Origin of the sequence: Acrocarpospora phusangensis (genome assembly GCF_016862995.1) — a bacterium.
GTDB lineage: Bacteria > Actinomycetota > Actinomycetes > Streptosporangiales > Streptosporangiaceae > Acrocarpospora > Acrocarpospora phusangensis.
Genome location: NZ_BOOA01000059.1, coordinates 1 through 12,817, shown reverse-complemented (window position 1 = coordinate 12,817; position 12,817 = coordinate 1). Strand labels below are relative to the sequence as shown.

At 59.9% G+C, this 12,817-nt stretch carries 14 protein-coding genes; 7 read left to right on the top strand and 7 right to left on the bottom strand.

Annotated elements, in window-relative coordinates; translation table 11 throughout:
• The first annotated feature begins 4 nt into the window (after positions 1 to 4).
• Genes Aph01nite_RS29310 through Aph01nite_RS29295 form a run of 4 tightly spaced genes read left to right on the top strand, consistent with a single transcriptional unit; the run spans position 5 to position 1,697 of the window.
• A complete protein-coding gene (locus Aph01nite_RS29310; protein ID WP_204044254.1) occupies positions 5 to 460 on the top strand; it encodes a hypothetical protein in 456 nt (151 codons plus the stop codon).
• Positions 457 to 909 carry a hypothetical protein gene (locus Aph01nite_RS29305; RefSeq protein WP_204044253.1) on the top strand — a complete coding sequence of 151 codons (453 nt, stop codon included), beginning with the start codon at positions 457 to 459 and terminating at the stop codon, positions 907 to 909. The genes Aph01nite_RS29310 and Aph01nite_RS29305 overlap by 4 nt, the downstream gene beginning before the upstream one ends.
• A gap of 8 nt (positions 910 to 917) precedes the next feature.
• Positions 918 to 1,388 (top strand): hypothetical protein, encoded by a 471-nt coding sequence (locus Aph01nite_RS29300; protein ID WP_204044252.1) that lies wholly within the window; start codon positions 918 to 920, stop codon positions 1,386 to 1,388.
• 12 nt (positions 1,389 to 1,400) lie between these two features.
• On the top strand, positions 1,401 to 1,697 hold the full coding sequence (locus tag Aph01nite_RS29295; protein ID WP_204044251.1) for a hypothetical protein: 297 nt from the start codon (positions 1,401 to 1,403) through the stop codon (positions 1,695 to 1,697).
• Positions 1,698 to 1,699: 2 nt separating this feature from the next.
• Here Aph01nite_RS29295 and Aph01nite_RS41720 read toward each other — a convergent pair whose 3' ends face one another.
• From Aph01nite_RS41720 to Aph01nite_RS29270, 5 genes are all read right to left on the bottom strand, one after another.
• On the bottom strand, positions 1,700 to 3,031 hold the full coding sequence (locus Aph01nite_RS41720) for a pentapeptide repeat-containing protein (RefSeq protein ID WP_239162074.1): 1,332 nt from the start codon (positions 3,029 to 3,031) through the stop codon (positions 1,700 to 1,702).
• A gap of 760 nt (positions 3,032 to 3,791) precedes the next feature.
• Entirely contained in the window at positions 3,792 to 4,439 is a 648-nt protein-coding gene (locus Aph01nite_RS29285) for a hypothetical protein (protein ID WP_204044250.1), read from the bottom strand.
• A gap of 367 nt (positions 4,440 to 4,806) precedes the next feature.
• On the bottom strand, positions 4,807 to 5,652 hold the full coding sequence (locus Aph01nite_RS29280) for a helix-turn-helix domain-containing protein (RefSeq protein ID WP_204044249.1): 846 nt from the start codon (positions 5,650 to 5,652) through the stop codon (positions 4,807 to 4,809).
• A gap of 15 nt (positions 5,653 to 5,667) precedes the next feature.
• Complete coding sequence (locus tag Aph01nite_RS29275) at positions 5,668 to 6,189, bottom strand: DUF6879 family protein (protein ID WP_239162078.1); 522 nt, start codon at positions 6,187 to 6,189, stop codon at positions 5,668 to 5,670.
• Positions 6,170 to 6,409, bottom strand: a complete 240-nt coding sequence (locus tag Aph01nite_RS29270) for a hypothetical protein (RefSeq protein WP_204044248.1) — start codon at positions 6,407 to 6,409, stop codon at positions 6,170 to 6,172. Before Aph01nite_RS29270 ends, Aph01nite_RS29275 begins: the two co-directional genes overlap by 20 nt.
• A gap of 303 nt (positions 6,410 to 6,712) precedes the next feature.
• On the opposite strand from Aph01nite_RS29270, the gene Aph01nite_RS29265 reads away from it, so the two are divergent.
• Genes Aph01nite_RS29265 through Aph01nite_RS29255 form a run of 3 tightly spaced genes read left to right on the top strand, consistent with a single transcriptional unit; the run spans position 6,713 to position 9,492 of the window.
• Positions 6,713 to 7,498, top strand: a complete 786-nt coding sequence (locus tag Aph01nite_RS29265; protein ID WP_204044247.1) for a hypothetical protein — start codon at positions 6,713 to 6,715, stop codon at positions 7,496 to 7,498.
• A 5-nt stretch (positions 7,499 to 7,503) separates the two neighbouring features.
• Positions 7,504 to 8,505 (top strand): hypothetical protein, encoded by a 1,002-nt coding sequence (locus tag Aph01nite_RS29260; protein WP_204044246.1) that lies wholly within the window; start codon positions 7,504 to 7,506, stop codon positions 8,503 to 8,505.
• A 27-nt stretch (positions 8,506 to 8,532) separates the two neighbouring features.
• Complete coding sequence (locus tag Aph01nite_RS29255) at positions 8,533 to 9,492, top strand: hypothetical protein (RefSeq protein WP_204044245.1); 960 nt, start codon at positions 8,533 to 8,535, stop codon at positions 9,490 to 9,492.
• A gap of 62 nt (positions 9,493 to 9,554) precedes the next feature.
• Here Aph01nite_RS29255 and Aph01nite_RS29250 read toward each other — a convergent pair whose 3' ends face one another.
• Both Aph01nite_RS29250 and Aph01nite_RS29245 read right to left on the bottom strand, forming a co-directional pair.
• Positions 9,555 to 10,055 carry a hypothetical protein gene (locus Aph01nite_RS29250; protein ID WP_204044244.1) on the bottom strand — a complete coding sequence of 167 codons (501 nt, stop codon included), beginning with the start codon at positions 10,053 to 10,055 and terminating at the stop codon, positions 9,555 to 9,557.
• 905 nt (positions 10,056 to 10,960) lie between these two features.
• Positions 10,961 to 12,817, bottom strand: a 1,857-nt coding sequence (locus Aph01nite_RS29245) for a ComEC/Rec2 family competence protein (protein WP_204044243.1), incomplete at its 5' end; no start/stop codon positions are given.

Here is a 12,817-nt window from a genome sequence, read left to right as displayed (position 1 = left end):
AGCTATGCCGGACATCACGAACGGCGAACTGGTGACAGCCACAGACTTCCCTCCGTCCGTTTACGTCTTCGACGACACCAGACAGTCGGACATCTCCAGCACGACGTACATCTCCGGTAGCCCGATCGTGTCCGTCTACTTCGTGGCACCGACGTCCGGCAGGGTGTTGCTGACCATCGGCGGAGGGTTGCAGGACTCTGGAACGGCCAACCGTGTTCACCTCGCTCCAGTCATCCGCGAGGACGGCCCTGACGGAGCCACCGTTTTGGCGGCCAACGTGGTCACGAGCGGAGTCGGTTGTCCTGAGCAGACCACCTCGTTCATGTATGTCTCGCGAACAACTTTGGTAACCGGACTTACACCGGGTCGTACCTACTACGCGCACACGGCGCACAAGGTGTCCGGAGGTTCAACCGGCGACATCGCTTCCAGGGATCTGACGGTGGTGCCAGTTCCATGACCGACTACCGAGCAGGCACCACGATCAACGCGCTGGACTTTCCGCCTGCTGTCTTCAACAGGGACTCCACGGACATCACGGTTGCCTCAACCAGTTATGCGGACGGATCTCCGCAGGTTTCAACCACATTCGTGGCTCCAACTTCCGGCCGAGTTCTTTTGACGGTCGGCGGAGGTCTTCGTGGGGATGGGACTCGCCGGCTTCACCTTTCGCCTGTTGTCAAGGAGACCAACGACTCCGGCACGACAATCCTGGCGCCGAACGTGGTCACTCGCGGAGTAGGAGTCCAGGAGAACGCGACCGGCTACGTGTACTACAGCCGGACGACTCTCCTTGAGGGCTTGAATCCCGGACAGGTGTACTTCGCCAAGACTCAGCACAAGTCCTCGGCTGCTACCGGTACTGCCGGATTCGATTCCAGGGACATCTACATCACACCGGTTCCGTAGGAGGATTCGTGACAGATATCCTCGTCGGCTCGAAGGTCAAGGCCGCTGATTTTCCGGTCTCGGTGTGGGAGCAGGACACGACGGAGATTAGCGACGCGACGTCCACGGCGTTCATCACCGGAAGCCCAACCGTTGACGTTACGTTCGTGGCTCCAACCAGCGGCAAGGTCCTGATGTTCGTTGGTGGAGCTGCTAGGGCCAATACCGGCGACAACCGGCTGTTTATGGCCGCCAACGTGTTCCTGGGGACCAATGCCTCCGGCACGGAGGTACTCGCGTCCAGCGTGCAGCTCACTGCATGTGGCTGGTCGCTGGCTTCAACCAGCTATTACTACCAGAACCGATCTTTCCACCTGACCGGACTAACTCCTGGTTCCACTTACTACGCTCGCAGCATGTACTCGGTCACCACTTCGGGCGCGACGGATGGTCGATGCGATATCTCATGTCGCGAAATCGGTGTAATCCCAATCCCGTAGGCGAGGCACCCCATGACCGACGTCATCAACATATTCTCTGGTATTGCCGTTATCGTTGGCGGAATAACCGCCCTCGTTGTTGTGCGGAAATCTCTGAAGAAGCTCTCCGACTTCATGGACGACTGGAATGGCGAGCCCGACCGTCCCGGAGTTCCGGGCCGTCTCGGCGTCATGCAGCGCCTGGAGGCCATCGAGTCCGAGGTCAAGATCAATCACGGATCGTCCCTGAAGGACGCCGTGAACCGTATTGAAACGGGCCTCAACGAGTTGCGTGACGAGTTCTCGGATCACGTGAAGAAGCAGGCTTGAACCTATTCGCCCTTAGCGGGCAACAGCAATCCCTCTGGCGCTGGATCGGGTAGTCCGGTTGGCGGAACAGACCAATCCTCTACTGCTCGCATGTCCACTACCGCCCCCATGAATTGCGCCTTATGGAAATTGACTCGACCGCCAGAAAACTTAGCGGAAGTAAATTCCAACTCACCGCCATCTAATCTAGAGAATCCAAAATCGATCTCCCCGCCGCGGAAGTGCGAGCCGTAAAACCCAATTTCTGCGCCAGCAAATGTCGCACTAGTGAAATCGATCTTCCCGCCCGCAACTATTGCAATATCCATAGTCAATTCTCCGCTGGACAGCTCCGCACCATGGAACTTAATCGAAGAGCCAGAGAATAGACTTTCACCGAAATCCACGTTACCGCCGCACAGTTTCACCTGGACGAAAGAGACCGTCCCGTCCGAAAACTTGCAACCTGCGAAATCAACCGATCCGTCGATAAATCTGGCACGGTAGAAAATAATGTCACCGCCCGAGAATTCTGCACGTGAGAAGTTGATGTTGACACCGTCAAACACTGCTTCGCTAAAATCGATCTTCCCCCCGGAGAATACTGCGCGGCTGAAGTCTCCTCCGTCGAAAATCACTCCTGTGAAGTCGAAGTCATGTCCCTGCCATGAGACGGAAGCGTTTTCTCTCAGGTGAGCTGTTATGAGGCGAATAATCGTGTGACGGACCTCTCGAAATCCAGCGAATGCTAGTCCTTCCGATTCGGGAGCCTCGTCTGGTGGTTTCGGGCTGTAAGGCATGCGCAAGTACGCGCAGAGCACATCGATACACGTCTGTCGAAGCTCGCGTGTTGGTGCGTCATCAGCCAAGCCAGCAAGGGCATGCGCACCTGCCAATCTGACTGCTGGAGAGTCGTGGCCGAGTTGCCCCGCAGCGGTGGTAAATCGTTCATTGTGCAGCTTGGTGGCTTCCCGCCGTTCGGCCGCATGGGCACGCTCGTCGGCCTGCTCGGCTAGCCACTGAGCGGCCTCCGCTACCTTCTGCCGCCGGTACGCGACGACCAAGGCCACCAAGGCACCCAGACCGGCCACCACGGCAAATCCGATCTTCAGAAGATCGAACAGCGTGGTCGAGGTGAGTTGCTTCTCAGGCTTGAACCCTTCCACGCCCAGCAACACGAGGCCGCCACCGATCACTGCTACAAGGACGGCGACGGCGAGAATGACGGTTAGGAACAGCGCCCCGCCGATCGGCATGAGCCGCAACTTCTGTGGAGGGGGTTTAGGCTCCGCCATCTGAGCCTCGACCCGCTCAAGCAGGCTGGGCTTGTCGGTCTTGTCGGGGGTTTCGCTCACACTCCTCCATCAGCTTTCAAGTGCCGGCCGTTACTCATTTCATCCCCGTGCGACAGACGCACCAACACTCTCAATGCACAATTGCGTCCATCTTCCTCTGGGAGGACGGACGCTCTTTTTGTCGTTCCGGATAGAGGGCTGTCCGTGGATCTTGGACGTGCCTGAAGCTGATCGGTGGTACCGGCGTCGCCCGCGTATCAATTTTCTAAGGCTGGCAAATAAATGGACGCCCTCCTCTCTGGATCGAAGAGAGGAGGGCCTCGACACAAGCCCTACATCGGGTTCTGCTTGGGGGCCAAATCCTTCAGCGTGCTCTATGCAAGTGCCGACCCGGTATGTGGACCGATACAGTGGCCGTTAATTCGCCAACTGACCACTCTCTGATGTTTCGGTAACTGCTTTACTCCGACGAACCTTGATTCCTGTTAAACGGACATCGATTTCTACTTCACCATCATCGACTGGACCGGCCTGCTTCATTAAGAGCCAGGCCCCCAAGATGGCTGTCAGTCGATACAGCAATAGAGAAATCACTCCGGTACTACCAGCCGCCAAGAGCACGCTCCCGACGCTGCTGGCCACAGGCTCCCCTAGTCCGTCTGCTCCCTAGTGAGCCGAAATGCTATCGGTGTCATAGGCCACCTAACCCTGCTGGGAGGGGCGCTTCCCCTCCTTCTGCTGAGACTACAAGGGTGTGCAACACGACGGAAAACCGAGCGTCGTTCTGTGGAGCAACTGAACTAGTGTGCCCCCGGCCAGCCTAGGAAGGCCCGGAAATCGGTAGTGGATGAAGGTTACTCAACCGAACTAGGAGCTGGTGGGCCAGAGCGACCCGCAGAAGATAGGACTGCACGAATGGGATCTCCACGTTGCGTTCGCCAGTCGGGATCGCCTCCCACTTCAGGCCCGGCTCATACATGTCGGCCAAGACCCCGTGGTATCCCACGCCGCCCACCGAGTACGCGGAGAAGGAACCGTGAAGTTGGGGGCACAGTTCCCGGGCTTCAGGGATACATGCCAGGCACGTCGGCGGCGCGCTGGTGAACTTGACGCCCGGATCGCGGTCGTCGTCGCGGACCACGCGGTCAGTGAGAATCCACGGGATGCGCCCGTCCTCGCATGTGGCGGGCTGCCCGCACACCTGGCACAACAGCTTCTCCATGCATCGCCATTGCCGGGCCGTGTTCAGCTTGCGCCACAGCGGTTGCCCGTTACGTCGCTGGCCGACACGGGCGCGCAGCGCGCCGTACTCGTTCCAATCTCCGCGCGCCTCCCGCATGTACCGGAGTCGCCGGCCGTACCGGTCCTTGCCGAACCAGATCGGGTCGGTCCGTAACTCCCCGCTGTACGCGATCACGTACGGGACACGGATCTTCGGCTCAGTCGGAGCCGGGATCAGAGTCGTCAAAGCAGTTCCGTGCGGGTCTCGTCAACTCCAGGCTGCTGCTCAAGCTGATCCCGCAACTGCTCGGGGCTGCCACTCAGTGTTGCGGCGTAGCCTTCAGGCCGCTCCCGCCAATCGATCTGATGGCGTCGGGTTGCGTTCCATGGCCGGTTTTCACTGGAGCCCAGACCACGCCAGAACCGCCAGCCGGGGTACCTGTCGCGTAGTTCTTCAATCAGCGGTGGAGTCTCGACATCCGTAGGCAGCGGGCGCCGATGCCCTAACAGATCAGCGTCTATAACTGGGGCGGAGGGTTCGTTCGGAGCCATGAATCGACCGTAGAAGTGTCCAATTCGACGGCTCAACGAGTATGTACAAGTTTGTGCGCGAGTTACTCCAATGCCTCGATGGCAGCGTGGATGATCTCCTCTGCTGCCACCCCGTAGACGGCACTTCCGGCCAGTCTGTTGAAGCATCTAACGTAGAGCGCGATCTCCCACGGCTGGGTGATCGTGATGATGGCCGAGGTCAGCTCGATGGACACGGTGTTCTCGCCGTATATGTGGAACGTCTCGGTCAACCTCTGTATGCGACGGGCCTCCGAAGGGATGATGCCGAGCGAGACGTTCGGCTGACGCATGCCGACCAGCAGGTATCGAAGCTGGTCAAGGCTCGTATCGTCGTCGAAGAGTCGGTTACGCAGTACCGACTCTTCAATGATCAGAGCGCAGCTGCGTGATCCGTCTTTCAGAAAGCGTCGTCGGGCGACTCGTACTTGTACGGCTTCCTCGACATCGCTGGCTGCGGACTGGTGGAAGTCGTTGAAGCGAAGCATGATGGCGCGCATGTACGAGGGAACCTGCAAGGGCCAGGGAACAAGGTTGGAACTGTAGAAGCGGTACTGGGGTTCAGAGAACAGCTTCAGGGCCAGATCCTGCATGTGCTTCTGGCTGCGGCTGACTCGACGCCACTCCAGGTAGGCGCTCTCTGCGTTGCGGCTGGCCGCGATCAGGTTGGGGATCTCGTTCTCGGCGCCGCAAATTCGGCACCAGGCACGGATGTCCTCATCCGATGGAGGAGTTCGACCGCTGAGGAGGCGCGAGCACTTGGACTCCTCCCATCCCGCCTCCCGAGCTAATGCCCGAGAGGTCAGGCCGGCGTCGCGGAGGATCTCGCGTAGCCGGGCAGCAATGGCTCGGCGCGCTTCCTGAACGCTGCTGGACTGTGAGTTGGACACGTGCGTGGAGGATCGTTAGGCGGGTTCATACTCCGAGTGGTCGAGCGCCCGTTCCCAGACGGCCTCGAAGGCCGCGGAGCACAGCTTGACCTGGGCCGGGTACTCGCTCAGCTCGTAGCCATTAGGTCCGCCATCGCCATCTTGGAACACCCAGCAGATCAGCCCGTCGTCGATCTGCCAGAAGTCGCATGCCGGCATGGGGATGTCCTTCGCCTGTGGGCGAGGAAGCCAGCGAACTTGCTCGCCACCAGCCAAGTTGGAGTAGCCCGTTGCGGCGTGCTCGAAACGGATGTAGCCGGTGACTGGTTCGGAAATTACGCGAGCACGGCGGAACGTAATCCCGCGCTCCGTGGTTGACCGCACCAACGCGACCCAAGGAGCCACGAAGGGCTCGTCAATCCGGGCAGCGTCCTCCAGCGAGGCACCCTCACGCCACGCCCGATAGCCGGGGCCACCGGAACCGTAGGTGTCGCGCAACTCCAAGTGCGTCACCGAGCTATGCGCCTTCGCGAACAGCTCAGTCAAAGTGAGGATCATTGCCACCGCATGCCTCCCACAGCGCCTTCTTCAGTTCCTTCGGCACCCGGAACGCTCGCTCGTGAGGTTCGATGTGGCTGACCTCTCGGATCTGATCGAGCACCGCAGAGTCCTCCTCCGGGTAGCCCACGATCACGAGGCTGCCGTCAGAGTCGTCCAGGTGTACCGAGGGGCAGCTGTCGGTCTGACTGCCACCCTTGCCGTAGAACCGTAACGCCATGGGACACCTCTGTCCTGAAAGTGTGTATGAACTTGTACATCGAGGCTGAACGCCAGACCCGCGCCAGTCAAGAGCTATGCCCGTCTCCACCGAGGCGGGGCAACCACGGCACGTCGGTCGGGTCGGCGGGGTTGCAGCGTTCGCGCTACATCCGATCATGCAAGGGATCACCATGGCATTCGGCCGGACGCCATAATGCGAACTATGGACTGATAACAGCGCAGATAGCCAGAAAAAGGACAATCGCTCTACGCGGTCGAGACAAGCACTGGAGTTGTCAGTGATGCCGTCTAGAGTTGGACCGTGGCCCTTGATCCCCCCGACCATGAACCAGATGACGAGTTGCCGCTCGGCCAGCTCATACTCGCCCAAAGCGCCTTCTATCTGAATGAGCAAGGTCAGGTAGAGACGGCTTCCCTGCTTCTCGAAGTCGATGATGTCGAGATCACAGAAGAGATAGAATTCGGCACGCGAAGCTATGTAGCGACCCTGAACGTCCCTGGCTGGGTGTATGGGAAGTTCGATGACGAATATCTGATTCGCGATATTGAACATGCATTCAGGTTGATCAGCAGAAGGCATGGCGCCAACATCCAGAGCGTAATTGTTGGAGCCGCCCTACCTCAGGTTGATAAATCGTGGCGAGACGTTCTCTATTCCCGGCTGTCGGGGGATTCTGCTACGAACCATGCGGCCCGAATTTCAAATCCCGATCCGAGGCTCAGGCGCGAGGACTTGACATTCGAGTCCATGGAGGAGATTCGGGTATACGACGCACTGAAGCGAGCCCAAAAGGAGCTCACCGATGGCAACCATACAACTATATCGATCTTTCCCCTGCCAATGGGCCGAGTTGGCATAGGTCGAGTGTGGATACCCGACTTCCTCGTCGTACGCGAAGGTCGCGCTGGCCTGATTGAGGTAGACGGACCTCATCACCGAGGACGCCTCGCAGCGGACATGACCCGAGATCGGGAATGGAAGAACAGTGGATTCATTCACATTGATCGAATTCTCGTAGAAGACACACATTCTGACAGTGACCTGGATCGGCTGATCCGGAGCTTCCTTAATCGTCTGAAAAAGTAGGGCGAATGCGCGCTATTGAGCTTGAAGCCTGGGCCAGGCGAGTTGCCGATCGTGTCCTGGAGGGCAAGAGCGTCGAGGACAGCCGCGTTGAACTGAAGGCCGACTGGCCTGAGCCGGACAAGGCAGCCCGACGGATAGCCGGCCACTGCAACAGCCGCGCTGGCGAGACCGTGCTCTGGATAATCGGAGTGGACGAGAAGACTGGTGTCCAGGGTGTGACGGCCCAGGACATGACCTCCTGGTGGCCGAAGGTGAAGACGCTGTTCGACGGTCAGGCGCCCGCAGTACATGACCTGGCAATCGACATCAATGGATCGGAAGTCGTTGCCCTAGCCTTCGATGCCAACCTGGCCCCCTTCGTCGTGCGCAACCCGATGTACGGCAAGCCAGGAGCGGGCTCGATCGAGCGCGAAGTTCCTTGGCGTGATGGCACGTCCGTTCGGAGCGCGACGAGAGCGGATCTGGTGAAGCTCCTTCTACCATCCGAGTTACTTCCAACCCTTGAACTCATCTCAGGATCGGGGGAACTCAAGGCATCCAGGGACGGACAGGCGTCAATTCTCGAAATCAAGCTGAATGTCTACGCGGTACTTCCGGTCGGCCATACTGTCGTACTCCCTGAGCATCAATGCTATGGAACGGCAAAAATCAGGGAGGATGCAGAAGCGATCAATCTGACGACAGCTTTTCTGACGAGACACCAGTTTGGCCGATCATTTAATGCCAAGAAAATCACGCTCAGCATGGTTCACGCCGGAGACAAGCAGGTCATTCTCGAAGGTCCAGATTTCTTTTCGATTATCGGGCGAAGCCCGCTAATCGACTCGACCATCTACTCTGAGGAGCTGGCTGTCGATGTTGTAATGCGCCCAACGGGATCCGATCGGTCTGTTGCTGTTGGATCCATCATGACCCTAGCAAACACTGCCGGTTCAGACGCGCAAACCCTTGCTAAGTGGTCGACAGCTGCGGCATTACCCTTGGGTGCAGAAAACCAGAGCGACTGACGCCGCCCGAAACGCTACCCTTTGATCATGAAACACACGACGGCCACGATGCCCGAGATCGTCGTCGTAGCCGAGCGCGTCCTGGTGCAGGAAAACGAGATACTGCCCAAGCTCTTAGAGCAGTTCACCCACGACCCCCGGCCCGGATGCCCGAGGCTCACCGAGCTCGACGAGATCCGGAAGTCCCACCACAGTGTCCGCGTTCATCGGCTCCGGCTATGGCAAAACGTCTACCAGTACAGCCGACTGCTCATGGGGAACATCCTTGACCATCTGACGGCGCTTACCTCGTTGGTCCAGGCCGAGATTCCCTCGCTGTACGCGCACATGACCTTGAACCGGGTTCTGTGTGAAGCATCCGCTCGCTTCTGTTGGATGATGGACCCCTCCATGGGCTTCGAGGGGCGCCTAGTGCGCGGCTCCGTACTTCTGCTCCAGAACAGCGACGCGAATCTCACGGCCTGCCGGAGCCTCCCTGCTGACTACCCGTTGATGCCCGGAGTTCTCGAAGACGCAGAAAAAGCGGACGGGCGGCTCCTGGAACGCCTGACCCGCGCTCGGATCCAGATGTTATACAACATCCATTCCAAGACAGGTCGTCCAAGCCACCTCTCGCTCAACGGCTTCAAGGAGTCGTGCTCGATTGAGCTCACTTCTCTGATGGAGCGTCAGTTCCCCGACCGTCCGGCCTGGTACCGCATGACGTCCGGGATCGTCCACAGTTCGCAATGGATGTTGGACGATGCGCTCTCGTTTGAGGACCCGCGCGGTCTGGCGCTATTCCCGGATCTTCAGGGGTACGGCGCGACGTGCCTGCTGACGGTAGACGCGTGTCGAGCAGTCGCCGAGACGTGCGCTCGATACTACGGACACGACTCCACTGATCTGGTCCAGCGAAGTCGTGTCCGGGAGAAGGCGATCGATCAGGCGATGTACCGGCATGCCTCTCGATACGGGCTCTCCCGACGTAGCTCCGCGAATAGATAAGATTGCCTGAACTCCAATTATGGACCGCGCCTGCGGGGTGGGATCGGGCTAACCTGTCCATTTCATGAGGCGAGCATGTCGAAATGAAATGCCAGGATGCCGAAAATTAGGGTCAATACCCGAATAACCTTTCGAAATCCCTCCACCTGCATCAGATAGTTCAACGGTCCCAAAACCCTTTGCAGAACCCAGAAGTGGCCCAGGCACACCAATAGCCCGATGGTTATAAAAACCAAGTCAGTATTGGTCCTCATCCGACGCGGACTCGACACACCACCACTAAAAATGGGGACATCGGCCACTCGGGCACCTATTTTGGCGCTTTTAAACTGAATGCGCTTAATGCATACTACCCCGTTTCCGCAAGTGCGTTTGAGTGCCCTCTTCAACATAAAGTCGCCGACCAAATCGAAAACAACAAGTAGCAACGAGATAAACGCAACTGCCTTAGCGACCCTCGCCCACCACAGGATTTGAAGTCCCCATAGCACACGGTGCTTTATGTCGATGCCCTCACCCCACGCGGCCCACGCATCCCAATAGTTGATCGCCTGGTCGGTCATATGCCCGCCTTCAACCGCGAATACGCATAGGCCAACGCATGCCCCTTGATCCAAGTTCCACGATAGGAGAGCCATGCCGAATACCACTAACAATGTCTGGATTGTCCCGAAAATAGCTATTTAGGTAGGCTTTCCGCTTTTGTGCGATCAGCATGACGCGACTTGATCACACAACGTGACCGATCGCTCAACTAGCCAGCTATCCACAGAACGAGATCCGGCCCCACGCAGACCTCTGGCCGGAGAATTTGATCGCTCACGTCGAAGGAAACCCGCCTGCGTCGCCACGAGTTTCTAGCCGTTCTTCGGCGGCTTATCGCTCCCCCGGAGCCACTGAAGCATCCACTTAGCACGACTGCTGTGGCGCGGCTTACCAAAGATCATCACGATCCAGGTCATGCAGACCATGACCACAAGTACAGCCGTTGAGATGGCGGACGCCCACACGAGCGGATATGCCTTCGGGACGGCTAGGTTGACCGCACTTCCGAGAACCGCGACAGTGGGCACTGCCCACCGGACGTTCAACAGGACCTGGCCGCAGTGAGCACACGCAGCCACAAGATCGAGATCATTCAGGTCTCCGGCAGAAGGACACGACAGGTGCTCCGGGAAGACGGGAGCAGAGGAACTGCGCTAAAAGATCAGATACCTGGAGAGACTTCGATTAATGATCTAGTTCTCAGAATGAATCTGCACTGAAGTCTTAAATGATCTCAGAATTAAATGATCTTCGTTGGCGCGACATCGTGTGTCTCAAAGGAGATGCAGAGAGTCTACGCCACGCCTAGCAGGCTCGTGACACTTCGGATCTTTGTCGCTCACGTGGCCAGCGAGATGTCCACCACGTGACCGAGAACTGCCAGGTCAAAGCGTTTCGCCCTGCCTCAGCTTTGGGTGACCAGCTATTGTGCGCCCGGAGAAGTTCGATCCAACCGGCGTCCTGTGACTCGTGACCAGGCCGATGGCGAACCCAGCCAAAGATCCTTTTCTTGATGGGTTATAGACAACTTGTGGTGGGGGACCTTCAGGATGTCGACGCGGGGGACGCCGTGGCGGAGTAGGGCGGTCTCGGCTTCGGTTTCCAGGTCTCCGGCGAGGAGTGCGGACCCGGCGGGCCATCGGACCACCAGGACAATGCTGGCGTTGTTGGTCATGGAGCCCTCGCCTTGGCCCTGGATGGGGGTTTCGGTGCTGGGGGCGAGGACGGTGATCTCGGTGGAGCCGAACTGCCAGCGGGTGCCGGGGCGGACAACCCATTCGGGGATCCGCTTGCTGCGGAGTTCGGCTGAGACCCGGGTGCTCTCTCGTTGGGGTACGCGGCTTGGGCTGACCACGACGGCGCCGACCCGGCGGTTTCGGAGGACTCCTGTCAGGCCGCCGACGTGATCGGCGTGTGGATGGGTGAGTACGAGCAGCGGGACTGTGTGCACGCCCAGCCTGCGCAGGCATCGGTCCACCTGTCGTGGTTCCGGGCCTGCGTCGACGACCACTGCCTTGCCTTCCCCCGCCGACAGCACAAGGGCGTCCCCCTGACCCACGTCGCACATCACGAGCAGCCAGCCGCGAGCGGGCCAGGTCGAGGTCGCGGGACCCACGATCAAGACGGCGATCAACGAACCGCCAGCTAGAGCGATCGTGAGTCGCCTCCCGCCCTGGCGACGCAGCACCATCCAGGCCGCCGCGGACAATACCGCCAGCAAGCCGAGCCCGAAGACCCCGGCGGGCCAAGCAACCGTGGCCATGGGGAGTCCGGCCGCCCACTCGGCCACCGTGATGATCCAACCGGCGCAGAACCCCGCTGGACGTACGACGAGTTGCGCGAGTTCCATGCTGACCGGCGCGATCAACGCCGCGAGGAAGCCGAGAATCGTTGCGGGAGCCACCGCCGGCCCCGCGAGCAGGTTGGCGGGGATCGCGGCCAGCCCGAGTTCACCCGACATCAGGACCAGCACCGGCGTCACCGCCGCCTGAGCCGCGGCCGGTACGGCGATCGCCTCCGCCGCCCATACCGGCATGCGAACGGCCATACGATCACGCCAGCGCGGCGCGAGGACCAGGATCCCTCCGGTCGCCGCCACAGAAAGCGCGAACCCGTACTCCCTGGCCAGCCCGGGATTGAACAGGATCAGTAGCAGGACCGTCCCCGACAACGCCGCCATCCCGTCGCGCGATCGGCCGCTCCCGAGCGCGATCGCGGCCACCGTCCCCATCACCAGCGCGCGCAACACACTCGGCGACGGCCGCGCGACCACGGCGAATCCACCCATCGCGACCACCGCCAGCACACCCCTGGCCGCCAGGGGCAACCCCACAAACCGCCCCATCAACACGACAGCACCCGCGACGACGGCAAGGTTGGCCCCGCTAACCGCATTCAAATGGCTGAGCCCAGCAGCAGCGAAGTCGTCTTTGACCTGCGCATCCAGCCGCGAGACATCCCCCACCACCAACCCGGGCAGCAAACCCCGAGCCCCCTGCGGCAGCACATCACACGCCTCCCGCAACCCAGCCCGCAAAACCCCCGCCAAATCCTGCACACCCGAAGGCCCGCCAACCACAACCGGCGGCCCCCGCACCACCAACACACCCGCCTTCAACTCCCCCGCCTCCGCCGCCCCCATCCGCCCCACAACCCGAACCCTCTGACTCGGCAACAACCTCCCCCACTCATCTCCCACCGCAAAAACCACCACCGGCGCATCCACCACAACCACTTCCGCCCCCACCACCGACCCCACACCCGCCACAACCCCTCCCGC

Bases quoted from the DNA above. Each gene is read 5' to 3' on its own strand.
- Aph01nite_RS29255 (WP_204044245.1), top strand. From the start codon at position 8,533: ATGAAACACACGACGGCCACGATGCCCGAGATCGTCGTCGTAGCCGAG.
- Aph01nite_RS29310 (WP_204044254.1), top strand. From the start codon at position 5: ATGCCGGACATCACGAACGGCGAACTGGTGACAGCCACAGACTTCCCT.
- Aph01nite_RS29295 (WP_204044251.1), top strand. From the start codon at position 1,401: ATGACCGACGTCATCAACATATTCTCTGGTATTGCCGTTATCGTTGGC.
- Aph01nite_RS29270 (WP_204044248.1), bottom strand. From the start codon at position 6,409: ATGGCGTTACGGTTCTACGGCAAGGGTGGCAGTCAGACCGACAGCTGC.
- Aph01nite_RS29250 (WP_204044244.1), bottom strand. From the start codon at position 10,055: ATGACCGACCAGGCGATCAACTATTGGGATGCGTGGGCCGCGTGGGGT.
- Aph01nite_RS29275 (WP_239162078.1), bottom strand. From the start codon at position 6,189: ATGATCCTCACTTTGACTGAGCTGTTCGCGAAGGCGCATAGCTCGGTG.
- Aph01nite_RS29260 (WP_204044246.1), top strand. From the start codon at position 7,504: ATGCGCGCTATTGAGCTTGAAGCCTGGGCCAGGCGAGTTGCCGATCGT.
- Aph01nite_RS29305 (WP_204044253.1), top strand. From the start codon at position 457: ATGACCGACTACCGAGCAGGCACCACGATCAACGCGCTGGACTTTCCG.